This window comes from Micromonospora sp. NPDC005413, from assembly GCF_040606435.1.
GTDB lineage: Bacteria > Actinomycetota > Actinomycetes > Mycobacteriales > Micromonosporaceae > Micromonospora.
On record NZ_JBEXEV010000013.1, the window covers coordinates 15,103 to 40,823 of the forward strand.

Sequence of the window (25,721 nt, forward strand, 5' to 3'; positions counted from 1 at the left end):
TATGATGCTTGCCCTGTAGCAAGCTTTCGGAGAGGACGACCATGGTGGACGCGCCGGACGTGGTGTCGCGCGCGCTGCGCGAGGCCCCGCCCGACCAACTGGCGGAAGCGGCGGACCGGGCTATCCGGTCGACGATGGGCGCTCTCCGCACCGACGTGTTCGTCGCCGACTACCGGATCAGCGGGCTGTGGCCGGTGCTGGATCCGGACCTTCCGGCGGCCGGGTTCCTGGCCTGCCACACCGTGGCGCAGCGCTGCTTCAGCAGTCAGCAACCGGTGCGCGACAGTGTCGTCGAGGGTGCGTGCCGGCTCTACCTGCCGCTGACGGTGTGGGGGGAGCGGCTGGGCGTGCTGCTGATCGAGCTTCCCGCCGTACCGGGGCCGGCCGTCACCGGCTACGCGACGGACATCGCCGGTGCCCTGGCGGTGGCGATGCGTGCGGCGGACCGGGAGACCGACCGTTACCGGCGGGCCCGCCGTCGCGAGCGACTGACGATGGCCGCCGAGATGCAGTGGGACCTGCTGCCCGGTCGTAGTGTGGCGCACCACGCGTTCGATCTGGCCGGTCAGCTCGAGCCGGCGTACACCGTTGGTGGTGACCACTTCGACTGGTCCCTGGACGGCGACCTGCTCACCCTGACGGTGCTCAACGGCGAGGGCAGTGGCCTGGCCGCGTCGATGCTGACCGCCGTCACCGTGAACGCGATGCGCAACGCGCGTCGCTCGGATGGCGGCCTGGTGGAGCAGGCCGAGCTGGCCTCGGACACGGTCTTCTACCAACACCGGGGCCGTCGGTACGTGGCCACCCTGTTGCTCGAGGTGGACACTCGCACCGGCCGGGTACGCGCGGTCGACGCGGGCTCCCCGCACATGCTGCGAATGCGCGGATCCGTGGTCGAGCCGGTGAAGCTGGAGCAGCAGATGCCGCTGGGCATGTTCGCTGAGACCCGTTACGAGCTGCAGGAGTTGCAACTCGCGCCGGGCGACCGCCTCTTCGTGGTCAGCGACGGGGTGTGGGCCGCCGAGCCGCCGGGACAGGAGCCGTACGGGCAGCGGGTAATGTCCCGTTCCCTACGCGCCACGCGGTTGCAGCCGCCGGCCGAGGCAGTTGGTACGGTGATGCGCGAACTGCACGCCTATCACGCGGACGCCGATCTGCGCGACGACGCCGTCGTGGTCTGTCTGGACTGGCACGGTCCGCGTGAGCGGGGCAGCGGGTGAGGGTCGCCGCCGCTCTGCCGGGCAGGCACCAGCGCGACGACGGCAGGGGACATCGGGTGGAGCGACCTGCGGATCTCGCCGCGGCGATCGACGCGGCTGCCGAGACACTGATCGCCGTACTCGAGTCGGCCGCGTCGCGGCACCAGGTGCCGCCCACCCAGTTGAGGGTGTTGACGCTGATCAGCAGTCGGCAGGAGACCAACGTCAACGGGTTGGCGGAGCTGCTGGATGTGGTGCCCTCGTCGGCCAGCCGCCTCTGCGACCGGCTGGAGGCGACCGGGCTGTTGCGCCGGGTGGCCGATCCACGGGACCGGCGTGAGGTGCGGTTGGTGCCGACCGCCGCCGCGCTGACCCTGCTGGGGGAGTTGGCCGAGCGGCGGCAGCGTGCGGTGCAGACGGTGCTGGATCGGATGCCGGCGCGGCTGCAGCACGATTTGTTGCTGTCGTTGGTCGCGTTCGCTCGGGCGGCGACCCAGTCGGTGCCCGAGCAGCAGACCGATTCCGCGGTTCAGACCGCCTGAGGGCGATCCGCCTTCCATTACTATCCTAGGACGCTCTACGCGTGGTGATCCACGCCACAAGTGCGACAGGACCGCGCCGAGCGCCGCACGGCGGCACCCAGGCAGCGGAGAGAAGCCCGATATAGTGGCAGCGCACTTACCCGGCCCGCGATCACCGAGATCGCGGGCCGCATCAGGGAAGAGGCCCCGCCCGGGGCCGCAGGGGAGCCGGCGGCGGCCGGCCCGACAGCGCGTACGACCCTCAGCCGCGCCCGACGTCGGCCGAGGGCCGCGTGCCGTGGAGGAGGATCGGTGTCGCGTCGGCCGGCTCGGCCAGAGCAACCGCGGGACACCGGTGACCAGATTCCCGGAAACCAGGTGCTCACCCTGCCCAACCTGATCAGCTTCGGGCGGCTGCTGGGCGTGCCGGTCTTCCTCTACCTGTTCCTGGTCGAACGGGCCGACGTGGCAGCGGTCATCGTGCTGGCCATCGGCGGCACCACCGACTGGGTCGACGGCTGGATCGCCCGCCGTCTGCGCCAGGTGAGCCGACTCGGGGAGCTGCTCGACCCACTGGCCGATCGGCTCTACATCCTCGCCACCCTGGTCGCCTTCACCGCGCGCGAGGTGGTGCCGTGGCAGTTCACCGCGGCGCTGCTGGCCCGTGAGCTGCTCCTGCTCGGTTCACTGGCGGTGCTGCGTCGCTACGGGTACGGGCCGCCGCCGGTGCACTACGTGGGCAAGACCGCCACGTTCCTGCTGCTCGCGGCGTTCCCGGTGCTGCTGCTGGGCACCGCGGCGACCGACGTGGCGACGGCGGCGAGTGCCATCGGCTGGGGTCTGGCCTGGTGGGGCCTGGTGCTCTACTGGGTGGCCGGCGGGATGTACGTCGTACAGGCGGCCCGGCTGGTGCGCGCGGCGCGCGGCCCGGGAGCGGCCGCGTGAGCGCGCCGAGGCCCGGGAAACCCGGCCAGGACCGGGTGTACGCGCCGGATTTCCTCACCGAACTGTTCCGCAATCCGCTGGACCCGGGGTACGCGGACGCGGCGGCTGCCCGTCGACGGTCGGCGTCCACTGAACCAGCCCGGGGGTGGCGTGCCTGGCCGTCACGGTCGGTCAGCCTCGTCGTGGTGGTGATGCTCGGTTTCCTGTTCGCGGTCGCGTACCGGCAGACGATGGCCGACGAGCCGGGGCGCAGTCAGGCCCGCTCCGGTCTGGTGGCGCAGATCAAGGAGCGGGAGAAGCAGACCGATCGGTTGTCCACGCGAGCGGACCAGCTGCGCGAGGAGGTCAGTCGGCAGCGGGACGCGGCGTTGAGCGGGTCGGTGGCCGCCCGGCTGCGGGACCAGGAGGCGAGCACCGGGCTGGGTCGGGTGCGTGGCGACGGTGTGGTGGTGCGGTTGGCGGACGCGCCGGACAACGCGGACGCGGTGACCGGCGCCGGCGCTGGGCCGCCACGGGTGCTCTACAGCGACCTGCAGGGGGTGGCGAACGCGTTGTGGAGTGCCGGCGCGGAGGCGATCGCCATCAACGGGCAGCGGTTGACATCGACGTCGACGATCCGGTCGGCGGGCGAGGCGATGCTGGTGGATTTCCGGCCGGTGACCGGGCCGTACGAGGTGTCGGCGATCGGCCCGGGTTCGATGCGGCGCAAATTCGAGGACAGCCGTAACGCGGCGCTGATGCGGGAGGTCGCGCAGAAGACCGGGTTGTCGTTCGGTGTGCGGGAGTCGGACGACCTCACCCTGCCGGCGGCTCCGGAGCCGCAGCTACGCTACGCCAAGCCGTCGGTCAGTCCGAGCCCTTCCGCGTCGGGTGTCCGGTCCGGCAGTCCCGGGTCGTCCGCTCCGACGACGACCACTAGCCCCTCCGGAGGTGGCCGATGATCCCGGTGCTGGCGTTGCTCGCCGGTGTGGTGCTCGGTGTGTGGCTCGATCCCTCGGTGCCGGCGGCGTTGCAGCCGTACCTGCCGATCGCGGTGGTGGCCGCGTTGGACGCGGTGTTCGGTGGTGTGCGGGCCAGGTTGGACCGCATCTTCGACGACAAGCAGTTCGTGGTGTCGTTCATCTCGAATGTGCTGGTTGCTGGTCTGATCGTGTATCTGGGTGACCAGCTGGGGGTGGGCGGGCAGTTGTCCACCGGCGTGGTCGTTGTGCTCGGGGTGCGCATTTTCGGCAACGTGGCGGCGATCCGTCGGCACCTGTTCCGGGCGTAGGTTGGGATGCGATGAGTGACGAGCAGACCGACACGGGGACCGGGTGGCCGCAGCCGGCGGGGCCGGCGGGGCCGGCGCGTCCGGGTGGGCCGGCGGGTGAGCCGGATCCGCGGCCGGATGCGCCGGATCCGGACGAGTTGAGCCCGTTGGCGCCGCAGGAGCCCGCGGAGCGGGAGCTGCCGGACGTGGAGCCCGCCGCGGAGCCGGACGTGGAGCTGGTCGACGACGGCGCGACGGTGGACCTGAGCGCGGTGTCGCGGTCGGGGGAGCCGGTGGCGAGTTCCGACGGGTTGGCGGAGCCGGTCGGGGAGTCGGTGGCGCCGGTGGCGGCGGGCCGGTCCCGGTTGAGTACGGCCGGGGTGATGATCGTTGCGTTGTTGGCGTTGCTGGGCTTCACGTTGGTGGTGCAGTTCAAGACGACGTCGACGGATCCGACGTTGGGGGCGACGCGCCAGGAGGACCTGGTCCGGATCCTGTCGGATCTGGATGCGCGGGAGAGCCGTCTCCAGCAGGACATCAGGGCCCTGGAGGACAGTCAGCGGCAGTTGCAATCGGGTGAGCAGGGCCGTCAGGCGGCGTTGGACGAGGCGACGCGGCGGGCGGATGAGCTGGGCATCCTTGCGGGTACGTTGCCGGCGGTCGGGCCGGGGTTGACGGTGCAGTTCGACGCTGGTGCCAAGCCGATCACGGCGAACCGGGTGCTGGACGCGGTGCAGGAGCTGCGGGGTGCGGGCGCGGAGGCGATGCAGATCTCCGGTGCCGACCGGGCGACGGTGCGGATCATCGCGTCGACGTACTTCCTCGACGGGGACAACGGGTCGTTGGTGGTGGAGGGGCGTCGGTTGACGGGGCCGTTCACCATCACGGTGATCGGTGATCCGGCGACGATGCGTACGGCGTTGAACATTCCTGGTGGGGTGGTGGCGTCGGTCCGGGGTGGCGGCGGTAACGTGACGTTTGGGGAGCGTGAGGTTGCCGAGGTTTCGGCGCTGCACGTGCCGATCAAGTTGGAACACGCCCGTCCGGTCTCCTGACCGGCGCGGCCGCGCCGGACCCGGGTGGTCCGGGGCACCGATGGATGAAGGACGCGTCTGGTGATTCCCGAGGATCTGCGATACACCGCCGAGCACGAGTGGGTGGCGGGTGACGGCACGGGTTCGATCCGGGTCGGCATCACGCACTTCGCGCAGGACGCGCTGGGTGACATCGTGTACGTGCAGTTGCCCGAGGCGGGTGCGGTGGTCGCGGCCGGTGACTCGTTGGGTGAGATCGAGTCGACCAAGAGTGTGTCGGAGATCTACGCGCCGGTCGCCGGTACGGTTGCGGCCCGCAACGAGGCGCTGGGTGACACGCCTGAGCTGATCAACACTGATCCGTACGGTGAGGGTTGGTTGGTGGAGATCACGCCGAATGATCCGACGGCGACGGACGGGTTGCTGACGGCGGGCGCGTATCAGAAGATCATCGAAGGCTGAGTGTGCGTGATCCGGCGCGTGGGATGTCTGCGCGCGTCCGGTTGCCCTGCATTTCGGCGCTGGCTAGGCTCGCCCAGTCGACCGAGAACCCAAATAGTTGAGCGTTGCGGAATTGCCTTCCCGGGCACGGGGAGCCAGCCGCCGGGTGTTCGAGTGCCCGGCGGCCAGACCCGCCATTACCCGACGCCGACCGAACAGATCCGTGAGGTGGTCCCATGACGCGGCCAGACGACGAGTTCCCCCCGCTCGACGTCACTTCGACGCTCAATCTCGGTTCGCTCGACGAAGTGCTGGAGGGCCCGGACACCGATGTGGTGCCGAGCCGGATGTCCGGTTCGTTGCCGCCGGGTATGGCGCTGCTGGTGGTTCGTCGAGGCCCGAATGCGGGTGCCCGGTTCCTGTTGGACCACGATGTGACGACCAGTGGCCGGCACCCGGACAGTGACATTTTCCTCGATGACGTGACGGTGTCGCGTCGGCACGCGGAGTTCCACCGTGACGGTGGCACGTTCACGGTGCGGGACGTGGGCAGCCTGAATGGCACGTACGTGAATCGTGAGCGGGTCGAGGCGGCCACGTTGAGCAATGGTGACGAGGTCCAGATCGGTAAGTTCCGGGTGGTGTTCATCGCCGGTCCGCGCCCGGAGGAAGAGGCCGGCCGGGGGTGAACGAGCCTGCGGCCTCCACGTCACCCGGGGCGGCCCGGTCTCAGCCGCTGATGAGCATCGGTGAGGTGCTTGGGCAGTTGCGGGTCGATTTTCCGGACACCACCATTTCGAAGCTGCGGTTCCTTGAGGCCGAGGGTCTGGTCGAGCCGCAGCGGACGGCGGCGGGTTACCGGAAGTACAGCTGGGACGATGTGTCGCGGTTGCGGTTCGTGTTGACCGCGCAGCGGGACAAGTACCTGCCGTTGCGGGTGATCCGTGAGCAGTTGGCGGAGTGGGATTCGTCCGGTGAGCAGCCGGGGCGGTCGCGGCGGGCGTTGGTGGCGGTCGGTCCCGATGGTGCGGTGCCGGGTCGTGAGTCGGCGGAGCCGGCCGAGTCGTCGCAGGTGCGGCTCGGCCGGGCGGATCTGGTGGCGCGCAGTGGCATCGACGACTCGACGTTGGTGGAGTTGGAGCGGCTCGGTGTCCTGGTGTCGGATCCGCCGGGGTGGTATGACGCGGACGCGTTGATCATCGCGTCGGCGGTGGCGGGGTTGGCGTCGTACGGGTTGGAGCCGCGGCACCTGCGGGGTTATCGGACGGCGGCGGACCGTGAGGTCGGTTTGTTCGCGCAGTTGGTGGCGCCGTTGGCGCGGCAGAGTGATCCGGCGGCGCGGGCGCGGGCGGCGGAGACGGCGCGTGAGTTGGTGGCGTTGTCGGAGCAGTTGCACGCGGCGTTGGTGCGGGTGGGTCTGCGTTCGACGTTGGGTCGGTGAGGGGCCCGGCGGGCGGTGGCTGAGCGGAAAGATCTCTTCCGGGAAGCGTGCCGTAGGCTTGCCGGGGTAACCCCTTTCTGGCGCGAGCGTGGTGCCGTAGCGCATGGGACGGCCGTGTCGCGGTCCGTGTACCGTGCAGGGAAAGGCGCGGTGCGGCGTAGGTGACAACGACACGGAGGCGGCGGTGCGCGAGCTGAGCGTGGTCGGAGTTCGGGTGGAGCTGCCCAGCAACCAGCCGATCGTCCTGCTCAGGGAGGTCGAGGGGGACCGCTATCTGCCGATCTGGATCGGCGCGGTCGAGGCCACGGCTATCGCTTATGAGCAGCAGGGGGTCAAGCCGGCCCGGCCGTTGACGCATGATCTTCTGCGGGATGTGTTGGCGGCGTTGAAGGCGCCCTTGCAGGCGGTGGAGATCACTGAGCTCAAGGAGAACGTCTTCTACGCGGATCTGTTGATCGGCGATGGGGTGCGGGTGTCGGCGCGGCCGAGCGATTCGATCGCGTTGGCGTTGCGTGTCGGGGCGCCGATTCGTTGTGCGGAGCAGGTCCTCAGCGAGGCGGGGATCATCATCCCTGACGAGCAGGAGGACGAGGTGGAGAAGTTCCGCGAGTTCCTGGATCAGGTGCGTCCGGAGGATTTCGCGGGCTGAGGTGGGCGCCGGCCTCTGCGTCTTGGTGTGACTGTGGGTGATGCCCCGGTCCGGTTGGTGATCTTTCTCGGTGGCTGCGCGGCGTGTCGCGTCGGTTCCTCCGTGGTAACCCCTGAGGGTGGCTATAGGGTTGCCATGTCGAGGGGTGCGCGTCCCGGAAACGATGCGTCGCCACACTGACGGGGAGGTTGTCCGGATGCACGAGCTGCGGGATTCCGATCCGGGTGGAGAGTTGAACGAGCCGGGTGCCTCGTCGCCAACGGTGGCGACTGAGGGTGACGGTTCGGTGGGCTACCGGGGTGTGACGGCCTGCCACGCGGTGGGCATCAGTTACCGGCAGTTGGATTACTGGGCGCGGACGACGCTGGTGGTGCCGAGCGTGCGCGACGCCTCTGGTTCGGGGACGCAGCGGTTGTATTCGTTCCGGGACCTGGTGGTGTTGAAGGTCGTGAAGCGGTTGTTGGATGCGGGGGTGTCCCTGCAGAACATCCGCAAGGCGATCGAGGCGTTGCGGTCGCGTGGTGTGGAGGATCTGGCCGGGATCACGCTGATCTCTGATGGGACGACGGTGTATGAGTGTCGGTCCCCGGAAGAGGTGGTCGACCTGTTGCAGGGTGGCCAGGGCGTCTTCGGGATCGCGATCGGTGGGGCCTTCAAGGAGATCCAGGGGTCGTTGTCGCATCTGCCGGCGGAGCCGGCGGTGAGCGGCCCGGTGGAGCCGACGGTGGCGGCGGATCCGATGGGTGACGAGTTGGCGGCGCGGCGGGCGCGGCGGCGGGCTGGCTGAGCGCCCGAAGGCGTTCGGCTCGTCCAGTTTTTCCCGACTGGTTTTCTCGCGACCGTCGGTGACCGTAGGCGACCGTGGGTCGTGTCGGTAGGTCTCTGCGCTCCACTGTGGATACGGTGGGTGTCGTTCCGGTGGCCCGTTGTGGAGATACGCGCCGGTAGTGGTGACGTAGTGTGTCGGGCTGGTGTCGGGAATCCGATCGGGGGGCCCTGACCGGAGGCGGTTGACACGCTATGGTCCGACACGGTTCCGGCGCGGTGTCGCCGTGGCACGTCGATGTCGCTCCGTGGGCCGGGCCCCTTCGCGCTGATCCCGCGCGATCCTTGACCCCCGGAAGGAACGACCGTGACGGTTACCGAAGAAACCGCTCCCGCCTCGCACTACGACCGCATTGGCGGTGCCAGCTCGGTCAAGGCTGCCGTTGATCTGTTCTACGAGAAGGTGCTCGCCGACCCTGAGTTGGCGGGTTACTTCACCGATGTGGACATGGCGGGTCAGCGTCGGCACCTGACGTTGATGTTGACGACGGTGCTGGGTGGCCCGAACGAGTACACCGGTCGCGGGTTGGCCGAGGCGCACCAGCCGTTGAACATCCCGGTGGAGCACTACGTGAAGGTGGGCGGGCATCTGATGGTGACGTTGACCGAGCTGGGTGTGCCGGCGGACATCCTGGCGGACGTGCAGACGGTGCTGGGGCAGGTGCAGGACCAGGTGGTGGCCGCCGGGAACCGGTCGGGCGCCTGAGCGTGGACGCGGCCCGGCTCAAGCAGAGCTGGTCTCTGGTCGCCGGCCACGGTGACCAGGTGCCGCTCTACTTCTATTCGACGTTGTTCCTCGCTCACCCCGAGACGCGGCAGATGTTCCCCACGAACATGGCCGGGCAGCGGGACCGCCTCGTCACCGCGTTGGGGCACATCGTGTCCAACGTGGACCGGGTGGACGGATTGGTGGGCTTTCTGCAGGATCTCGGTGCGGACCACCGCAAGTTCGCGGTACGCGCGGAGCACTACCCGGCGGTCGGTGAGGCGCTGTTGGCGACGCTGCAGCATTTCCTCGGAGAGCAGTGGACCGACGAGTTGGCTCAGGACTGGGCGGCCGCGTACGGGTTGGTCGCCCAGGTGATGACGGAGGCCGCGCAGGCCGCCGAGGCGGTGAACCCGCCGTGGTGGGTGGCGGAGATCGTCGCGCACGAGCGGCGGACGTTCGACGTGGCGGTGTTGACGGTGCGTCCGCAGTACCTGTTGCCGTTCACCCCGGGTCAGTCGGTCGGGGTGTCGCATCCGTCGGTGCGGTCGTGGCGGTACTACTCGCCGGCGAACGCACCCCGCGCGGATGGCACCTTGGAGTTGCATGTGCGTGCCGCCCCGGGTGGGGCGGTGTCGTCACGTCTGGTGTACGGGTCGGCGGTGGGCGATCGGATCCACCTGGCCGCGCCTGTGGGGGACCGGCTGGGGTTGTGGTCGGCGGGTTCCAGCGATCTGTTGTTGCTGACCGCCGGTACCGGCTGGGCGCCGGTGAAGGCGTTGGTGGAGCAGGTGGCCGCGGAGGGTTCCCGCCGACGGGTCGACCTCTACGTGGGTGCTCGTTCCCGCAGTGAGCTCTACGACAGCGACGCGATCGACAAGTTGGCGTCTTCGTACCCGTGGTTGACGGTGACCTACGTGGTGGGTGCCGACGTGAACCGGCCGGGGGAGTTCGCGCACGCGGTCGACCGGGCGTTGGCCGACGGTGACTGGCGTTCCCGGCACGTGTTCGTGTGCGGGTCGGACGAGATGGTCTCGTACGCGGTGCAGACGTTGGTCCAGGCGGGTTTCCACGCGGGTCAATTGCACCACGAGGGCCCGGGTGAGCAGTGGTACGGCCCGGCCTGGCGTACGGCGGTGCAGCAGTCGACCGCCGGTGACATTTCCGGAGGTGGGCACAGGTGAGTGAGCTTGCGAGCCCGGCAGTCGCGAACGGAGGCGGGCACAGGTGAGTGCGACTCCGATCAGTCGGTACGACGGGATGCAGGTTTCCGGCGGTGTGCAGGTGCGGATGACCGCCGACCGGGTCCGTCGGTGGGAGTTCGGTGTCGCGTCGTTCGCCCGGCGTGGCTACGACAACGCCGACGTGGATCGGTTCCGGGTGCAGGTCGCCGACGAGTTGGACCTGCTGATGACACAGGTCGCGACTCTGCGGGCGGAGAACGAGCGGCTGACCGACCGGGTGGAGCTGCACCGGCACGGGGTCATACCGAGCACGGGGGCGGCGGCGAAGGCTCCCGCGGCGCGGGAGGTGAACCTGCTGTCCGCGGCGCAACGGGAGGCCGAGCAGATCATCGCGCAGGCGCACGACTACGCGCGGCGGGTCGCCGAGTACGCCCGGATGCAGTACGAGAGCTACATGCAGGCGGCCGAGGCGGAGGCGAAGCAGGCGGCGGAGCGGGCGGTGACGGAGTACCGCAGCGCGGCTGGGCCGAGCTTCGACGACACGGTGGCCACCCGGGAGGCGTTGCGGATCTTCGGCGAGATGATGGTGTCGCACATGCAGGCGGCGGCGCGGCATCTCGATGACGGCAGTGAGCAGTTGGCCCGCACGATGGACCGGATCGCGGCGGAGACGCCGGGGGCGCCCTTCGTGGGCGGCACGGCGGGGCAGTCGGTGTTGCCGAGGCACCAGCAGCGGTGACCGCGCGGGTGGGGTCCGCTGAGCATGGGTCCCACCCGCGCGGTACTGGCGGCGGTGGCATGGTCGGAAGGTCAGGCGGTGTTCGTCATCGGACGAGCAGGACCCTCTACTCCTTCGGCAACACCCCGCCCACCGCCGACGGCGGACCCGGCACCACAGCTGGGGACCACCGGGTGCTGCCGACGAACCGTCGCCGGAACGTTCTGCACAACCTGGTCGTACTCCCTATGATCGCCTGATGTTCCAGCCGACCTACCCGATCCGCACCGCCCGGCTCACCTTGCGTCCGTTCACCGTGGACGACCTCGACGACGTGCACGCGTATCAACGCCGGCCGGACGTCGTCCGCTGGATGCTCGGTGCCGAGCCGCGTACCCGGGAGCAGTCGCGGGCGTCGGTGGTGGCCATGGCTGGCGAGGACGCCCTACGCGCGGAGGGTGACTGCCTGACGTTGGCCGTGGCCGGCGACGCCGGGGTGATCGGGACCGTGGAGTTGGTGTGGCGCAGTCAGCTCGACCGTACGGCCGAACTCGGGTACGTCTTCCACCCCGACCACGGCGGTCGCGGCTTGGCTACGGAAGCCGCCACGGCCTTGTTGGACTGGGGGTTCACCGAGTTTGGGCTGCACCGGATCTACGGTCGGTGCCACGCTCGGAATGAGGCGTCCGCCCGTCTGATGGCCCGGCTCGGCATGCGTCAGGAGGCGCACCATGTCGAGAGTTACCTGTTCAAGGGGGAGTGGGCTGACCAGCTCGTCTTCGCGGCCCTGGCCCACGAATGGCGGTCCCGGGCCGCGAATGCGGATCTCGCCCGCGACGTCGACGCCAACTCCGGCCCCGAGGCACTGCCCGCGGTACGCACCTGGCTCACCGGCGAGAGTTAGCCCGTGTGGCGTACCTCGGTGTCCCAGATCTGCGCCCACGGACGCCGCAGCCCCCGGCACACGTAGATCGGGCCGCCGTTCTCGTCGTTGTCCACCTCGACCCGCTGGTCCACCCGCCCGGCGAGCGTGCACTCGTTGAACCAGGCGTTCAGCGGGTCGGGACGTTCCCAGCCGACGACGATCACCACGTCCGCGTCGGCCGGTGGCCGGCCGAAGTCGACCATGCTGTTGTGCCCGGAGTACGCGCGGGGAAGACCACGGTCCGGGCCGTAGCGAGCCACCGCACCGGCCTCGCCATAGTTACCGGTGAGGATGACCGCCCGTGAGCGCTCCTCGGGCGGCAGGCCACGATGGACGGCGGCGATCGAGTCGGCGAACGCCGGCCAGCCGATGGTCTCGCCGGCGTCGTAGTTGACGTCGACCACGAACCCGGGCAACCGGTCGGCCGGCAGCACCGGCAGCAGCAGCACGACGGTGGGCAGCAGGAACGGCACCGCGCCCAGCGCGAGCAGCCCTCGCCGCAACCGGACAGACCCGCGCGAGGCCCACGCGACGGTCACCACCGCGCCGGCGGCGGTGAGGACCAGCAGCAGCGGCGCGTCGTAGTAACCCTTGCCGCCGGCGATCAGCACGATGCCGACCACGACCAACCAGGCCCAACCCACCGCCCGGTACGCCCGCCACGCCGGTCGGCGCAGCAGCGCGACGAGGCCGGCGATCCAGATCGGTACGGCGTACGGGCTGATGATGACGAACTGGAGGATGAACGCGTCGAGGCGTCCACTGTAGGAGCTGTCGCCGTCGGCGATGGAGGCTGCCACACCGAGCTGCGGGAACCCGTGCACGGCCTGCCAGATCAGGTTCGGCGCGGCCAGCAGCGCGGCGATCCCGGCGGCGGCGAGCACCCACCTGTCACGCAGCAGCCGCCGCGGCCCGGCGATGAGCACTCCGGCGATCAGACCCACGGCCAGCAGCGCGGGCAGCACCTTGCTGAACATTCCCACGCCGAGCGCCAGCCCGATGCCGAGCGCCCAGCGGCTGTCACCGGTGCGCAGCAACCGCACCGCACACCACGCCGCGGCCAGCCAGACCAGCAGGTCGACGGTGGTGGTGCTGAGCAGGTGCCCGCCGGCGAGCACGATGCCGGACAACGCGGCGAGCACCGCCGCGAAGGTCTGCCCGGCCCGACCGGCGCCCCACTCCCGGGAGATGGCGGCGACCAGCAGCACCGCGCCGCCGGCCAGCAGTGCCGACGGCGTCCGCAGCACCACCAGGTTGCCCGGCGCGATCGTGTCCAACAGCCGGGCCAGCGCCGGGACCAGCGGGCCCTGATCGACGTAGCCCCAGTCCAGGTGCCGGCCGGCGAGCAGGAAGTACAGCTCGTCGCGGTGATAGCCGTAACGGCCGGCGAGCAGCAGCAGCGTCGCGCTGGTCGCCGCGGCCACCAGCCACGGCCCGAGCGCGCGCGGACCAGGCTCGGGTGGTTGGGCCGGCGATGACGCCTGGCCCATCTGGTGAGGTCGGTCGATGTCGATCGCGGGCTCGCTCACCCGCTCATCATGGCCTGTGAAGCCGCCGCGTGGGTGCCCGGAGGCCTCTGGGTGCAGGCGGTCTGACCAGGTGCGAAGATCAGCTTTGTCACTCGGACGGAAGGACAACATGCGCTATCGCACTCTGGGCGCCACCGGCACCGTGGTCTCGACCCTGTGTCTGGGCACGATGACCTTCGGCGCGGAGACCGACGAGGCCGGCAGCTTCGCCCAACTGGACCGGTTCGTCGAGGCCGGCGGCACCTTCATCGACACGGCCGACGTCTACTCCGCCGGCGTCTCGGAGGACATCGTCGGGCGTTGGCTGCGGACGCGGCCCGACCTGCGAGACCGCCTGGTGATCGCCACCAAGGGGCGGTTCCCGATGGGCCCGGGGGCGAACGACGCCGGCCTGTCCCGGGTGCACCTCACCCGCGCACTGGACGCCAGCCTGCGGCGCCTCGGCGTCGAGGCCGTCGACCTGTATCAGGCGCACGCCTGGGACCCGCTGACCCCACTGCCGGAGACGCTGCGGTTCTTCGACGACGCGGTGAGCGCCGGCAAGATCCGCTATGCGGGGGTCAGCAACTTCACCGGTTGGCAGTTGCAGAAGGCGGCCCTGCTCACCCAGCACCTCAACCTCACCCCGATCGTGACCCTGCAACCGCAGTACAACCTGCTGGCGCGGGAGATCGAGTTCGAGCTGGTGCCGGTCTGCGAGAACGAGGGCATCGGCATCCTGCCGTGGTCACCATTGGGTGGCGGCTGGCTGACCGGTAAGTATCAGCGCGACAGCATGCCCACCGGCGCGACCCGGCTCGGCGAGAACCCGCAGCGTGGCGTCGAAGCGTACGCGGGTCGCAACGCCGAAGAGCGCACCTGGCGGGTGCTCGACGCGGTCCGCCGCGTCGCCGGGGAACACGGCGTGTCCATGTCGGCGGTCTCGCTGGCCTGGCTGGCGGCCCGACCGGCGGTCACCTCGGTGATCCTCGGTGCGCGCACCACCGAGCAGCTCGACGACAACCTGACCGCCGCCGACCTGGTCCTCGACGCCGAGCAGATGCGGTTGTTGGACGAGGCGAGCGCCCCACTCGTGGGTGACTACCCGTACGGCGTAGCGGGTGTGCGGCAACGCGCCCGCGACCTGCCGGACGCTTCCGGACAATGACCGTCTTCCCGGAGCCCACCGCTCCCGCCGGCAGCCGCACCGAGGTCTTCCTTCGCTACCTGGACTACTTCCGTGAGTCGACGGTGGCCAAGGTGTCGGCGTTGGCCGAGCCGGAGCTGCGGCGCAGCCGGCTGCCGTCGGGGTGGACTCCGCTGGAGTTGCTCAAGCACCTACGCCACGTCGAGCTGCGCTGGATCGAGTGGGGTTTCCAGGGGCGGAATGTCGCCGAGCCGTGGGGCGACCGCCGCGACGACCGCTGGTACGTCGCCCCCGACGAGACCCGCGCGGACCTGGTGGCGGCGCTGCAGGCGCAGGGCGCGCACACCACGGCGGTGGTGACGGCGCACGACCTGGCGGAGATCGGTGCGCCGGGCCCGCGTTGGGAAGGCGCGGACCCGGCGTCGCTGGAGCGGGTGCTGTTCCACCTGGTCCAGGAGTACGCCCGCCACCTCGGCCACCTCGACGTGGTCACCGAGATCGCCGGCGGCCCGACCGGCGAGTGAGGCCGCCGCCCCGATAATGGACCCATGCCGCTGCTCGTCGCGCCTGCCCTGTCCGCCGGGAGCCTCGGCGCCCAAGAGCAACCCCACCTTCCGGTACGCCCCGGGCTGGCGTTGCGGCCGTGGTGCGACGAGGACGCCCCGGCCGTACGGGTCGCCTTCGACTGCCCGGCGATCCAACGGTGGCACGTCCGCCGCCTCGACGACGACGAGGCACGGGAATGGACAGCGCAGTGGGTCGACCGCTGGCCGTTGCATCGTCTCGCCCTGGAGCACTCGACCGCCAACACGGCGTCGTGCCGGGTGGCGACGCGGGCCGGCTTCAGGGCCGAGGGTGTGCTGCGCGGGTCGGTTCGCCACGCCGACGGCTGGCACGACATGCACCTGCACGCACTGCTGGCGACGGACTCCGTGTCGCCGAGGTAGGCGCGGCCGGCGTTCACCGCGCTCGTCAGCGCCAAGCGGGCGGCGTGGCTGTTCGTTCCCGGCATCCGGACGGACATCACTCCGACGCTCCGCGTCGCGCCGGTTGAGCTCGACGGGGAACCTACAGAATCGGGTGGCTCAGCGGGCTTCAGCCCAGCCGACGAAACGCGGGGTCAGGTCGGGAAGCGCAACGTCCGGGTTGAGCTTGGCGAGATCGGCTTCGGCTGCCTCCTGAGCCTTTGCCAGGTGAATCAACAGGCCCGGCCGATCCTCGCGGTACTCGCCGAGGAGACGCAGCTTCGCGGCCGAACACGGCCACAGGATGCCGCAGACCGGGCAGCGCCATGACGGCCGCACTGGCGAGTGCCTGGGTCGCTCGGGCATCAGACGACTCCCACTGGATCGGATCGCTGGATCGATGAGGGCAAGCGGGTCTCATTGGCGCGGCGAGGGGACTGAACCCGCATCTGCACGCCCGCACGCATGACGAACAACTCACGCCGTGCGATCGCTTCGCCCTTCGGGCCCAGCTCGTAGGCGTCGAGCCAGAGCCAACCGTCGTAGGTGTATCGGTCGGGCAATTCGCGGATGACCCTGACGAAGATCGGTTTCATGAATTGAACGCTCGCGGCGGTGGTCAGGAGGACCACGTCCCCTGCCCTGAGGGCGCCGCCGGTCATCCCCGCAGCTCCGGCTTGTCTTCTCCGTCTTGCACCGTTCCCCCTGGCTGGTGTTGAGAAGCGTCTACAGAGCACCTTGCCCGGGGTTGCTGGACAATCACACAGCGTTGTTTAATCTCCTTCGGGCAGTTGGTTTGCTCCAGGGGAGGGACGGCATGAATCACGCCTTTGTCGCGGCGCTAGCCGCAGCGGGTCACACCGCCGAAAGCCTGGCAGGTCAGATTGGCGTGCACCCGAAGACCGTCGCCAGGTGGGCAAACCCGGGGCACATTCCGCAGAGCCGCCACCGTTCGACCGTCGCAGAGCTGTTGGCAAAAGACACGGACGCTCTTTGGCCGGACGTCGTCCGTCGCCGCGAACCTGTGTGGTTCCGGCCGTGGGTCGACATCGAACGCGAGGCGGTGACGCTGCGGTCGTTTCAACTGGCGTGGGTACCCGGGCTGCTGCAGACGGAGGCGTACGCGCGGGCGACCCTGGCCGGTGGCGTGCTGAAGCCGGAAGCGGTCACTGAATTCGCCGAGGCGCGCATCAGCCGGCAGGCGATTCTCAGCCGTGAAAACGGACCCTTGCTGATCGCCGTCCTGGACGAGGGGGTGCTCAGGCGGCGCGTCGGCGACGACCGCGCCTTGATGGCGGTACAACTCGCGGGTCTGCTGGGGTACGCCGAGATGGGCAGCGCCCAGCTCCACATCGTCCCGGCGGACGCACCCAGCTATCCCGGGCTCGACGGGCCATTCACCATCGCGGACATGCCGGACGGGTCGCGGGTCGCGCACGTCGACGGCCCGGCACAAGCTCAGATCCTCGACCAAGCGTCAGACCTTGTTAGCCTGGAACGACGGTGGGAGCGTATTCGCGGAGAGGCACTGCCCCGAGGGCGTTCCTTGGAACTTCTCAGAGAAGCGGCAGCATCATGGACATGACCGGTGCGCGATGGCGTAAGAGCACGAAGAGCGGCGGCAACGGCGGTGACTGTGTCGAGGTTGCCGACAACCTCCCGGGCGTGGTCCTCGTTCGTGACACGAAAGATCGCGACGGCGGAACGCTCACCTTCAGCCCGGCGTCGTGGCGTGGCTTCGTCGCGATGACGCGCGCCGCTGGCTGACCGGTCCACATCGCACGGAGGCTCTCGGCGTTGGTCGGGAGCCTTTTGCCTGGGCTGGGCTCTGCCGTCTGAGGCGCTGCCACCGAAGCCTGCTGGTCGCCGCGCGGCTGCGCACCGACGGCGCGAACTGATCAGCGGACGCCAGCGGGCTCGGCCGGTTGCGGTTGTGGGGCCGCCGGCCAGGTGAGCCGGCGTACGCCGGGGATGAGCGCGGTGCCGGCGCAGGCGGCCAGGACCAGCAGCCCGGCGATCGCCAGCGGTACGGGAGCGCCGAACGCGTCGGCGGCCAGTGGCGCCAGCGCGTAGCCCAGCGGCATGGCGCCCAGTGACACCAGCCAGTCGTACGACGTGACCCGTGCCAGGACCTCGGGCGGGAACTGATGCTGCACGACGGTTTCCCAGACCGGGTTGAGATAACCGAGGGCGGTCAGCGCTACCCCGTAGGCGACGATCACCGCCGGGGCGGGCGCGGCGACGGCGAGCAGCAGGAGGGGCGCGGCGTAGCTGGCCAGCCCGAGGTTGGCCAGCAGCACCGGCCGGTGGAGCCGGACCCGGCCGGCCAGCAGCGAGCCGGTGAGCATGCCGATCGCGCCGGCCTGCAGCAGCAGCACCCAGGTGGCCTCGCCGCCGAGGCGGTCGATGGCGATGGCCGGCCCGAGGGTCATCAGGACGGCGGCGGCGCCGTTCCACACGCCGTGCCCGATCAGGCTGGTCCAGAACCAGTCGCGCGCGCGTACCTCGCCGAAGCCGTGCCGTAGGTCGGCGAGGACGGAACGGCGGGGTACCGGCACGTGTCGGACCCGGACGAGCGCGAGCAGCGCGGCGCTGAGCGCGAACGACGCGCTGTCGATGATGAACGCCCAACCGGGGCCGGCGGCCCAGATCAGCAGGCCGGCCAGTGCCGGGCCGGCGAGCCGGCTGGTGTTGGCGGTGATCCCCATCAGGGCGTTGGCCCGCTGCCGGGCGGCCGGTTCGACGGTGCCGGCGACCAGCGGGGAGGCGGTCGGCATGGCGAACGCCGAGGCGGTGCCGCCGAGCGCCGAGGCCACCACGATGGTGGTCAGCGACGGGTCGCCGCCGAGCAGTTCCACGCCGACCGCGAGCTGGGTCGCGCAGCGGACCAGGTCGGCCACCAGGGCGACCCGCCGGGCGTCGAACCGGTCGGCGACGACGCCACCGAGGGGCAGCAGGAGCAGCCGGGGAACCATGGCCGCGGCGAGGACGACCGCGAGCGCGCTGGTGGAACCGGTGGCCCGCAGCACGGCCAGGGCCAGCGCGGCGGGCACCACGGCGTCACCGATCGAGGAGACGGTACGGCCCAGGAACAGCAGCCGGAAGGAGCTGACGCGCAGGGGGTTGGTCACCACCGCAACGTACTTCGACGTCGAATATTTCGTCAACGAATATTTCGCCCGCGATAGGCTTCGTTGGTGACCGCCGCCCACGACTCCGTCGACCAGCACGTCGAGCGCTGGCTGCCCGTCCTACCCGACCTCGACGCCGACGTCGAAGGCGCCGTGACCCGGATGGGCGTGGTGACCCGGCACCTGCGCACCGTGAAGGAACGGGTCCTCGCGGACTTCGACCTGCCGGCGCACGAATACGACACGCTGCACGCGCTCGCCGGCAGGCAGGGACGGGCCGCGCCCTCGGAACTCGCCGCGGATCTGGCGATGGCACCGGCCTCGATCACCGCGCGAGTCGACAACCTGGTCGAGCGCGGCTTCGTGCGACGGACCCCGTCCACTGTCGACCGGCGGCGGGTGGACGTGGAGCTCACCGACGCGGGCCGGGCCGCGTGGCACGGGGCGATGGACATTCGGGGCGCCGAGGAGCACCGGCTGCTCGGCGCGCTCACCCCGTCGGAGCGCCGACTGCTCTCCGACCTGCTGCGTCGGGTCCTGCTCGTCGCCGAGCAACCGGCCAAGGCGACAGGCAGGCCGGCAGCTACCAGCGGCCCTGATCGTCCGCTCCGCGAACCGTCTGGTCGCAGAGCATCTTGCTAGCCTCGGCGCATGACCTCCTGCACGCCCGCCGACGGCCCACCGGACCTGTTGTTCCTGCTCTCCTGGGCGAGTCACGCGCTGCAGACCGAGCACGCCGCGGGGCTGGCCGAGCTGGGCATCTCGCCCCGGGCGCACTACGTGCTGGCGCAGGCCCGCACCGGGGATCTGACCCAGCGGGAGATCGGCGAACGGTGCGGCGTGGACAAGACCACGATGGTCGTCACGCTCGACCAGTTGGAGCGGGCCGGGTTGGCCGAGCGTCGCCCCGCGCCGACGGATCGGCGGGCTCGCCTGGTGGCGGTGACGCCAGCGGGGGAGCAGGTTCTGGAAAGGGCGCAGGATGTCGTGCGCCGCATCCAGGCCGATCTGCTCGCGACGCTGCCTGAGCAGGACCGGGAGGTGTTCCTGCGCGCTCTCCTCGCGCTGGTGGGCGGCCCGCTGGCCAACACCTCCCCGTACGCGCCCGGCGGCCGCTCCGGATGTTAGTTCCGTAGCAGATAGTCTTGATCGGGACTATCTGCTACGGTCGCACTTGTTCGTGCCCCCGACCGAGGAGCCGTCATGAGTGCGACCGTCGAACCAACCGTCACCCCCACCACCGCCACCTCGTCCCTGCGTCGCCGCGCCCTCGGCGTCGCCGCCGCCGTCCTGGCCTGCCTGGCCATCTGGGGGATCGGCGAGGTGGCTGGAGTCGACTACACCATCGAGAGTCCGGGGCAACCCGCGGTGGTCATCGGGCCAGGCCAGATCATCGGGATCACCCTCGGCGCCGCCCTGCTGGGCTGGGCGGCGCTGGCGCTGCTGGAGCGGTTCGTGCCGCGGGTTGCCCGCCTTGTCTGGATCTCGCTGGCCATCCTGGTGACAGTGCTCTCCTTCGGCCCGCTGTTCGGCATCGAGGCCACCGCCGGCGCACGAGTCGCACTCGGCGCCATGCACGTGGCCGTGGCGGTCGCGCTGATCGCCCTGCTGCCGGCCCGCCGCCGGTAGCGTCCGCGGGCCGCCGGCACCCGCCCGGGGACGGCGGCCCGTGGACGGCGGATAAAGCCGTTGACCGGGCCCTGATGATCGACAGGTGACCACGACCGTCCGACCCGACTGGATGACCACCGCCGTCCGTCCCGATCAGCCGGACGCGGTGCAGCTGCTGCGCGAGTACATGACCGAGATGGTGGTCCGCTACCACCGCCGCCCGGCCCGGCCCGGTGAGGTCGACGAGGCGTTGGCCGAGTTACCCAGCGACGACCTGACGTACCCGAGCGGCCTGCTGCTGATCGCCCACCACGGCACCGACCTGGCCGGCTGCGCCGGGCTGCGGTGGTGCCCGGACTGGGCCGAGCTGACCAGGGTGTTCATCCGCGGTGAGCATCGCGGCGCCGGTGGGGGCGCCGCGCTGCTCGCCGCCGTCGAGCAGCAGGCCCGGGCGGCCGGGGCGGACCGGATCCGGCTGGACACCCGCGCCGACCTGGTCGAGGCCCGCGCCCTGTACGCACGGCACGGCTACGTCGAGATCCCGGCGTACTCGCGGGGCCCGTACGCCGAGCACTGGTTCGAGAAGAGGCTTCGCTGAGGGGGTTGACGCCTGCCGCCAGCCGCGTTAAAAAAGACGAGGAAGTTGAGTCGCCCCGGCTCAACTCATCACCTTCGGCCAGGAGAACCGAGGAGGCACACCCATGTTGATGCGTACCGACCCGTTCCGCGAGATCGACCGGCTCGCCGAGCAGTTCTTCGGTACGGCGGCCCGTCCCGCGATGATGCACCTGGACGCCTACCGCGACGGGGACCACTTCTACGCGGCGTTCGATCTGCCCGGCGTCGACCCGGACACCATCGACTGCACCGTCGAGCGCAACGTGCTCACCGTCCGGGCTGAGCGGCGCCGGCTCGCAGGTGAGGGCGTCGAACTCGTCGCCGCCGAACGCCCGATGGGCACGTTCACCCGGCGACTGTTCCTGGGCGACACCCTGGACACCGACAAGCTGGAGGCGGGCTACGAGAACGGGGTGCTGACGCTGCGCATCCCGGTCGCCGAGCGCGCCAAGCCCCGCCGGGTGGCCATCAACGCCAACGGCGACGGCCGCCGGCAGATCAACGCCTGACCGGTGCTCGGGGCGGGCCAGCCGCGCCCGGTCCGCCCCGAGCATCGGAGGTCTCCGTCGGCTCTTCCGCGCGGCCGGCGCCGTCCAGTGGATAGAGCGCGGCGAGCGCGTGGGCGGTTTCGGCGAGCCGTTCCCGCAGCTCAGCAGGGGCGAGCACCTGCACCTGCGCGCCGAGTTTGAGCAGCTCGACGTGACCGTGCCGGATGGACTCGATCGGCACGGTGGTGAGCAGCCAGCCGTCGGCGTCGGGTGCGCCGGCGGCCTCGCGTGCCGCCCGACTCATCGCCGGTGGGAAGAGGTGCACGGTCTGGGCCAGCGCCGCCGCGGTCATCCGTACCCGGGCCTCGGCGCGGTAGACGCTGCTCTCGTAGCGCTCGGCGTGCTCCCGCCAGCAGGCCGCCAGGTCGAACCCGGTCGGCCGTTCGACCTGCTCAGCCAGCACCGTCATCTCCAGGATGGCGCTCACCCGGTAGGTGCGTACCTGCCCGTCCGCCGCGGCGACCAGATACCACCGGCCGGCCTTGAGGACCACGCCGAGCGGGTCGAGGGTGCGGGTCACCTCCCGGGGTGCCTGCCACCGCCGGTAGTGCACCCGGACCCGGCGGTCCTCCCACACCGCGTCGGCCAGGGCGGCCAGGTGCGGCGTGGGCTCAGGCTCACGGAACCAGCTCGGCGCGTCCAGGTGGAACCGCTGCCGGACCCGCCCGCCCCGGCCGGTGAGGTCCGCCGGCAGCGCCGCCTGCAACTTCAGCTCGGCGGTGGCCAGCACCGACCCCAGGCCCAACTCGGCGGCCGGGCCCGGCACCCCGGCCAGGAACAGCGCCTCGGCCTCGCCGGCGGTCAGCCCCGTCAGCCGGGTGCGGTAGCCGTCGAGCAGTCGGTATCCGCCTGCGGGGCCGCGCTCGGCGTACACCGGCACCCCGGCGGCGCCCAGCGACTCGACGTCCCGGTACACCGTCCGGACCGACACCTCCAGGGCCTCGGCCAACTCTGGCGCGGTCATCCGCCCCCGGGTCTGCAGAAGCAGCAGCAGGGAGACCAACCGACTGGCGCGCACCCGCCCGACGGTAGCCGGCACGGCGTACCCCGACACCGGCCGCATCCCTCGGCGCGCCTTCAGGATCTTCCCATCCGGAGCTGAGAACCTTTTTCACATGTCCTCCGACGCTCCGGCGCTCGCCCGCCCCGCCGCCCGACCGGCCCTGCCGGGTGGGCCGGTCGACGTCACCGAGGCCTGGCTACGCAACCGCCGGCTGTCCGAGCACACCCGCGACGCGTACCGGCGTGACATCACCGGCTGGCTCACCTGGTGCGCCGGCCGCGAGCAGGACCCGCTGCGCGCCACCTTCCTGCACGTCAACGAGTACGCCCGGGCGCTGGAGTCCACCCTCGGCGCCCGCAGCGGCCGACCGCTAACCCCGGCGACCGTGGCACGGCGGCTCTCCGCGCTGTCCAGCTGGTACGACTTCCTCGTCAAGCTCGGCGCGGTGCCGGCCAACCCGGTCGCCGGCGCGGACCGGCCCCGCGTCGACCGGGACCACTCCGCCACGGTCGGCCTCGCCCCGGAGGAGGTGGACGCGTTGCTGAGCGCCGCCGACGCGGACACCGGCCCGACGGCTGTCCGCAACCGGGCCGCGATCGCGCTCCTGGCTGACCTGGGCCTGCGGGTCGGCGAGTTGGTCTCACTGGACCTGGCGGACCTGGGCACCGAACGCGGGCACCGCAGCGTGCGCTTCATCGGCAAGGGCGGCAAGCCACGCCGACGTGCCCTCACCCCGGGCACCGGGTACGCCGTGGACGCCTACCTGGCCCAGCGGGCCGCCGCCACCGGCGTGCCGGTGCCGCAGCTGACCGGGCCGCTGCTGGTCACCGCCAGCGGTGCTCGGCTGGACCGACACTCGGTGTTCCGGCTGGTCCGCCGGCTGGCCCGGGCGGCCGGCATCCCGGCCTGGGCGAGGCTGTCCCCGCACTCGCTGAGGCATGCGTTCGCCACCACCGCCCGATCGGAGGGCGTCCCGCTCGAGGACGTGCAGGATGCGATGGGGCACGCCGACCCGCGGACCACCCGCCGCTACGACCGGGACCGGCACAACCTCGACCGCGACCCGGCGTACGCGGTGTGGGCGGCCCGGTCCCGCCGGCGCGGCTGAGCGTCGTACCCCGTGGCCCGCTGCGCTGACCCGCCGCCCAGCACCCGGCCGGCGCGTGGCGGGGGAGCCTCAGCCCTGTGGACGGGGGCAGATGCAGAACGGCTGCCCGATCGGGTCGATGAGCACCACCCACCCTTCGCCACCGGGCTGGAACTCCGGCTTCGAGGCACCGGCCTCGACGAACTCCTTCTCCGCGCCGGCCAGGTCATCGACGTAGAGGTCGAGGTGGTAGCGCTTACCGCCAGCCGGGTCCGGCCAGGTCGGCGGCCGGTAACCCTCCACCAGCCCGAAGCCGATCGACACGCCGCCGCCGCTGATCATGGCGTACTCGGCGGCACTGTGGGTGATCTCCCAGCCCAACGCCCGGTGGTAGAACGCGGCGTGCGCGGCCGGGTCGGAGCTGTCCAGGTTGACCATGGCGAGGTCAGCGGTTGTCGTCATGCTGGCAGTCTGCCCCCACGTACCTGCCAACCACTGTCAGGTACGTCGGTGTTTCTCGCTCGGTCAGCAAAGCAGGTCCAGGTGGTGGTGGGCGTCCTCGGCGATGTCCTCGCGCCGCAACCAGCGCCGCGCCCACAGCCGGGCGGCCAGCTCGGCCTGCTCGTCACCCCACGCGGCGTGCTCGACGAGCAACGCGGTGGTCAGCGCGTACGCCAGGCGTAGCGCCAGGCCACGGGCGCCTGCGAGCACCGTCGGCGCCCCCGGGTCGACAGTCACCGAGGCGATGGTGTCGCCCAACTGCGCCGCGGCGGCGGCCAGGGTGTCGGCGAGCACCGGCGACAGCGGCCGAGCCAGGTCGACGGCGGCGGCGAGCCGGCTCAGCAGCGGGACACCGGCGTCCTCCCGGGTGAGCGCGCGCAGCACGTCCAGGGCCAGCACGTTGGTGGTGCCTTCCCAGATCGGCAGCACCTGGGCGTCGCGCAGGAGCCGGGGCACGCCGGTGTCCTCCACGTAGCCGGCCCCGCCGAAGCTCTCCACGTACTCGCTGGCCGAGCTGACGGCGAGCCGGCCGGTGGCCAGCTTCGCCAGCGGCGCCACGATGCGCAGCTCCGCCGCGGCCTCCGGGTCGGCGCCGACCTCGACCCGTCCGAGCAGGGCGAACGCATGCCCGGCCAGGGCGAACGCGCCCGCCGCGTCGACCGCGAGGGTGCCCAGGGTGGCCCGGTGCAGCGGTGAGGACGCCAACGCGCCGCCGGCGACGTGCCGCACGTCGGCGTACGCCCGGGCGTAGGCGAGACCGCGTCGCATCCCGCCGGCCGCCGCAGCGGCGTTGTGCACCCGGGTCACCACGACCAGGGTCATCGCCCGCACCAGGCCGGGCACCGCCGGGTCGCCCAGCGGTACGGCGTACGCGTCGTGCAGGCCGATCTCGGCGGTGGGCAGGGCCCGGGTGCCGAGCTTGTCCTTGAGCCGGTGCACGGTCACGCCCGGAGCCGGCGCGTCTGCCGCGGCCCCGACGGCCAACGGCGAGTCGGCCGCGTACCGGGGGACCAGGAACGGTGCGAGCACCCGACTGCCGCGCCCGGCGCCCTCCGGTCGGGCCAGCGCCACCGCCATCGCCGCGTCCGCAGCCGAGCAGAACCACTTCTCCCCGGTCAGCCGCCACGAACCATCCGCCGCGGGTCGGCCGACCGTGCTCGATCGGCCGAGGTCGGAGCCGCCCTGCGACTCGGTCATCCACTGCCCGCTGGTGATCGCCGTGGCCGGATCCGTGGAGATCAGCCGGGGCAGCCACGCGTCGCGGACCCCGGCGTCCGCATCGGGCGAGCTGAGCAGCGCCGCCGCCCCGTCGGCCATCGCCACCGGGCAGGAGAACGTCGCCGACTCCGGCCCGTACAGGTGCAGCAGGGCGTGCTGCACGACCCGCGCGGCGGCGCCCCAGGTGCCGCGCGCGTCCGGCAGGTAGGGCAGCGCGACCACGGCGTGTCGGGCGGCGGCGGCGCGCTGCGCCTGCCAACCGGCGGAGGTGTCGATCCGGTCGATCCGGGCACCCCACGCGTCGTAGCGGACCAGCGTCGGCGGGTGCGCCTCGGCGTCGGCGTGCGCCGCGCGCAGCGGCCCGGTGACGTCGGCGGCCAGGTCGGCGAGGCGGCCCTTCGCGGCGGCGTGCCCGGCCGGGCCGAGGTGACGCTCCAGCCAGGACCGCAGCAGAGCGTCACTGGCGTACGGGTCGGCGGGGGGTGGTATCGGCTGCACGAAGCGGTTCATCGATCGACTCCTGGCACTGCTCGGGGGTGTGCGCCGA

General features: G+C 71.2%; 33 protein-coding genes. 26 read left to right on the forward strand and 7 right to left on the reverse strand.

Annotated features, from left to right (window positions below):
• Positions 1–41 precede the first annotated feature (41 nt).
• The 15 genes from ABZS37_RS16365 (at position 42) to ABZS37_RS16435 (ending at position 11,816) form a co-directional block, all read left to right on the forward strand.
• The gene (locus ABZS37_RS16365) at positions 42–1,220 is read left to right on the forward strand and encodes a PP2C family protein-serine/threonine phosphatase (protein ID WP_355169688.1); all 1,179 of its coding nucleotides are present in this window, start codon (positions 42–44) and stop codon (positions 1,218–1,220) included.
• Positions 1,221–1,276: 56 nt separating this feature from the next.
• The gene (locus tag ABZS37_RS16370; protein WP_355169690.1) at positions 1,277–1,741 is read left to right on the forward strand and encodes a MarR family transcriptional regulator; all 465 of its coding nucleotides are present in this window, start codon (positions 1,277–1,279) and stop codon (positions 1,739–1,741) included.
• A 291-nt stretch (positions 1,742–2,032) separates the two neighbouring features.
• A complete protein-coding gene (locus tag ABZS37_RS16375; RefSeq protein ID WP_355169692.1) occupies positions 2,033–2,665 on the forward strand; it encodes a CDP-alcohol phosphatidyltransferase family protein in 633 nt (210 codons plus the stop codon).
• The gene (locus ABZS37_RS16380; RefSeq protein WP_355169694.1) at positions 2,662–3,606 is read left to right on the forward strand and encodes a DUF881 domain-containing protein; all 945 of its coding nucleotides are present in this window, start codon (positions 2,662–2,664) and stop codon (positions 3,604–3,606) included. Before ABZS37_RS16375 ends, ABZS37_RS16380 begins: the two co-directional genes overlap by 4 nt.
• Entirely contained in the window at positions 3,603–3,935 is a 333-nt protein-coding gene (locus ABZS37_RS16385; RefSeq protein ID WP_354996487.1) for a small basic family protein, read from the forward strand. Before ABZS37_RS16380 ends, ABZS37_RS16385 begins: the two co-directional genes overlap by 4 nt.
• Positions 3,936–3,946: 11 nt before the next feature.
• Positions 3,947–4,969, forward strand: coding sequence for a DUF881 domain-containing protein (locus tag ABZS37_RS16390; RefSeq protein WP_355169696.1), 1,023 nt, complete (start codon positions 3,947–3,949; stop codon positions 4,967–4,969).
• Between the two features lie 60 nt (positions 4,970–5,029).
• Complete coding sequence (gcvH, locus tag ABZS37_RS16395) at positions 5,030–5,410, forward strand: glycine cleavage system protein GcvH (RefSeq protein WP_355169698.1); 381 nt, start codon at positions 5,030–5,032, stop codon at positions 5,408–5,410.
• Between the two features lie 215 nt (positions 5,411–5,625).
• A complete protein-coding gene (locus ABZS37_RS16400) occupies positions 5,626–6,078 on the forward strand; it encodes an FHA domain-containing protein (protein WP_007071101.1) in 453 nt (150 codons plus the stop codon).
• A 50-nt stretch (positions 6,079–6,128) separates the two neighbouring features.
• On the forward strand, positions 6,129–6,830 hold the full coding sequence (locus ABZS37_RS16405) for a MerR family transcriptional regulator (protein ID WP_354996483.1): 702 nt from the start codon (positions 6,129–6,131) through the stop codon (positions 6,828–6,830).
• Positions 6,831–7,014: 184 nt separating this feature from the next.
• Positions 7,015–7,479: a bifunctional nuclease family protein gene (locus ABZS37_RS16410; protein WP_354996482.1), complete on the forward strand. Its 465-nt coding sequence runs from the start codon at positions 7,015–7,017 to the stop codon at positions 7,477–7,479.
• 196 nt (positions 7,480–7,675) lie between these two features.
• The gene (locus tag ABZS37_RS16415; protein ID WP_355169700.1) at positions 7,676–8,266 is read left to right on the forward strand and encodes a MerR family transcriptional regulator; all 591 of its coding nucleotides are present in this window, start codon (positions 7,676–7,678) and stop codon (positions 8,264–8,266) included.
• A 345-nt stretch (positions 8,267–8,611) separates the two neighbouring features.
• Positions 8,612–9,010, forward strand: a complete 399-nt coding sequence (locus ABZS37_RS16420) for a group 1 truncated hemoglobin (protein WP_355169702.1) — start codon at positions 8,612–8,614, stop codon at positions 9,008–9,010.
• A gap of 2 nt (positions 9,011–9,012) precedes the next feature.
• On the forward strand, positions 9,013–10,194 hold the full coding sequence (locus tag ABZS37_RS16425; protein WP_355169704.1) for a globin domain-containing protein: 1,182 nt from the start codon (positions 9,013–9,015) through the stop codon (positions 10,192–10,194).
• A gap of 43 nt (positions 10,195–10,237) precedes the next feature.
• A complete protein-coding gene (locus tag ABZS37_RS16430) occupies positions 10,238–10,933 on the forward strand; it encodes a cell division protein DivIVA (RefSeq protein ID WP_355169707.1) in 696 nt (231 codons plus the stop codon).
• Between the two features lie 238 nt (positions 10,934–11,171).
• Entirely contained in the window at positions 11,172–11,816 is a 645-nt protein-coding gene (locus ABZS37_RS16435) for a GNAT family N-acetyltransferase (RefSeq protein ID WP_355169709.1), read from the forward strand.
• Here the strand turns inward: ABZS37_RS16435 and ABZS37_RS16440 are convergent.
• The gene (locus tag ABZS37_RS16440; protein ID WP_355169711.1) at positions 11,813–13,366 is read right to left on the reverse strand and encodes a glycosyltransferase family 39 protein; all 1,554 of its coding nucleotides are present in this window, start codon (positions 13,364–13,366) and stop codon (positions 11,813–11,815) included. The genes ABZS37_RS16435 and ABZS37_RS16440 overlap by 4 nt on opposite strands.
• Positions 13,367–13,475: 109 nt before the next feature.
• Between ABZS37_RS16440 and ABZS37_RS16445 the strand changes: the two genes are divergently transcribed.
• From ABZS37_RS16445 to ABZS37_RS16455, 3 genes are read left to right on the forward strand one after another with little or no spacing between them, the layout of a single operon-like run.
• A complete protein-coding gene (locus tag ABZS37_RS16445) occupies positions 13,476–14,513 on the forward strand; it encodes an aldo/keto reductase (RefSeq protein WP_355169713.1) in 1,038 nt (345 codons plus the stop codon).
• A complete protein-coding gene (locus tag ABZS37_RS16450) occupies positions 14,510–15,016 on the forward strand; it encodes a DinB family protein (protein WP_355169715.1) in 507 nt (168 codons plus the stop codon). The genes ABZS37_RS16445 and ABZS37_RS16450 overlap by 4 nt, the downstream gene beginning before the upstream one ends.
• 24 nt (positions 15,017–15,040) lie before the next feature.
• Positions 15,041–15,439: a GNAT family protein gene (locus ABZS37_RS16455; protein ID WP_355169717.1), complete on the forward strand. Its 399-nt coding sequence runs from the start codon at positions 15,041–15,043 to the stop codon at positions 15,437–15,439.
• 138 nt (positions 15,440–15,577) lie between these two features.
• On the opposite strand, the gene ABZS37_RS16460 is transcribed toward ABZS37_RS16455, so the two are convergent.
• Together ABZS37_RS16460 and ABZS37_RS16465 are read right to left on the reverse strand one after the other, a co-directional pair.
• Positions 15,578–15,823 (reverse strand): flavin reductase, encoded by a 246-nt coding sequence (locus tag ABZS37_RS16460; RefSeq protein WP_354996395.1) that lies wholly within the window; start codon positions 15,821–15,823, stop codon positions 15,578–15,580.
• Complete coding sequence (locus ABZS37_RS16465; RefSeq protein WP_355169719.1) at positions 15,823–16,119, reverse strand: hypothetical protein; 297 nt, start codon at positions 16,117–16,119, stop codon at positions 15,823–15,825. Before ABZS37_RS16465 ends, ABZS37_RS16460 begins: the two co-directional genes overlap by 1 nt.
• 155 nt (positions 16,120–16,274) lie before the next feature.
• On the opposite strand from ABZS37_RS16465, the gene ABZS37_RS16470 reads away from it, so the two are divergent.
• Positions 16,275–17,042, forward strand: coding sequence for a DUF5753 domain-containing protein (locus tag ABZS37_RS16470; protein ID WP_355169721.1), 768 nt, complete (start codon positions 16,275–16,277; stop codon positions 17,040–17,042).
• Positions 17,033–17,224: a DUF397 domain-containing protein gene (locus tag ABZS37_RS16475; RefSeq protein ID WP_355169723.1), complete on the forward strand. Its 192-nt coding sequence runs from the start codon at positions 17,033–17,035 to the stop codon at positions 17,222–17,224. Before ABZS37_RS16470 ends, ABZS37_RS16475 begins: the two co-directional genes overlap by 10 nt.
• Positions 17,225–17,355: 131 nt before the next feature.
• Here the strand turns inward: ABZS37_RS16475 and ABZS37_RS16480 are convergent, their stop codons facing one another.
• A complete protein-coding gene (locus ABZS37_RS16480) occupies positions 17,356–18,588 on the reverse strand; it encodes an MFS transporter (protein ID WP_355169725.1) in 1,233 nt (410 codons plus the stop codon).
• A gap of 66 nt (positions 18,589–18,654) precedes the next feature.
• On the opposite strand from ABZS37_RS16480, the gene ABZS37_RS16485 reads away from it, so the two are divergent.
• The 5 genes from ABZS37_RS16485 to ABZS37_RS16505 all read left to right on the forward strand — a co-directional run bounded on the left by ABZS37_RS16485 (position 18,655) and on the right by ABZS37_RS16505 (position 21,326).
• Positions 18,655–19,230 carry a MarR family transcriptional regulator gene (locus tag ABZS37_RS16485; RefSeq protein ID WP_355169727.1) on the forward strand — a complete coding sequence of 192 codons (576 nt, stop codon included), beginning with the start codon at positions 18,655–18,657 and terminating at the stop codon, positions 19,228–19,230.
• A gap of 9 nt (positions 19,231–19,239) precedes the next feature.
• Positions 19,240–19,716, forward strand: coding sequence for a MarR family winged helix-turn-helix transcriptional regulator (locus tag ABZS37_RS16490; RefSeq protein ID WP_355169729.1), 477 nt, complete (start codon positions 19,240–19,242; stop codon positions 19,714–19,716).
• A gap of 75 nt (positions 19,717–19,791) precedes the next feature.
• Positions 19,792–20,217 carry a DUF6069 family protein gene (locus ABZS37_RS16495; protein ID WP_355169731.1) on the forward strand — a complete coding sequence of 142 codons (426 nt, stop codon included), beginning with the start codon at positions 19,792–19,794 and terminating at the stop codon, positions 20,215–20,217.
• Between the two features lie 85 nt (positions 20,218–20,302).
• A complete protein-coding gene (locus ABZS37_RS16500) occupies positions 20,303–20,797 on the forward strand; it encodes a GNAT family N-acetyltransferase (protein WP_355169733.1) in 495 nt (164 codons plus the stop codon).
• 103 nt (positions 20,798–20,900) lie between these two features.
• A complete protein-coding gene (locus ABZS37_RS16505; protein ID WP_354996405.1) occupies positions 20,901–21,326 on the forward strand; it encodes an Hsp20/alpha crystallin family protein in 426 nt (141 codons plus the stop codon).
• Here ABZS37_RS16505 and ABZS37_RS16510 read toward each other — a convergent pair.
• Positions 21,316–22,419 (reverse strand): YafY family protein, encoded by a 1,104-nt coding sequence (locus ABZS37_RS16510; protein ID WP_355169735.1) that lies wholly within the window; start codon positions 22,417–22,419, stop codon positions 21,316–21,318. The two genes, ABZS37_RS16505 and ABZS37_RS16510, sit on opposite strands and share 11 nt — an antisense overlap.
• Positions 22,420–22,480: 61 nt before the next feature.
• Here ABZS37_RS16510 and ABZS37_RS16515 point away from each other — a divergent pair, with 61 nt between their 5' ends.
• Positions 22,481–23,476, forward strand: coding sequence for a tyrosine-type recombinase/integrase (locus ABZS37_RS16515; RefSeq protein WP_355169737.1), 996 nt, complete (start codon positions 22,481–22,483; stop codon positions 23,474–23,476).
• 69 nt (positions 23,477–23,545) lie between these two features.
• Here the strand turns inward: ABZS37_RS16515 and ABZS37_RS16520 are convergent, their stop codons facing one another.
• Both ABZS37_RS16520 and ABZS37_RS16525 read right to left on the reverse strand, forming a co-directional pair.
• Positions 23,546–23,917, reverse strand: coding sequence for a VOC family protein (locus ABZS37_RS16520; protein WP_355169739.1), 372 nt, complete (start codon positions 23,915–23,917; stop codon positions 23,546–23,548).
• 63 nt (positions 23,918–23,980) lie between these two features.
• Positions 23,981–25,684 carry an acyl-CoA dehydrogenase family protein gene (locus tag ABZS37_RS16525; RefSeq protein WP_355169741.1) on the reverse strand — a complete coding sequence of 568 codons (1,704 nt, stop codon included), beginning with the start codon at positions 25,682–25,684 and terminating at the stop codon, positions 23,981–23,983.
• Positions 25,685–25,721: the final 37 nt, after the last annotated feature.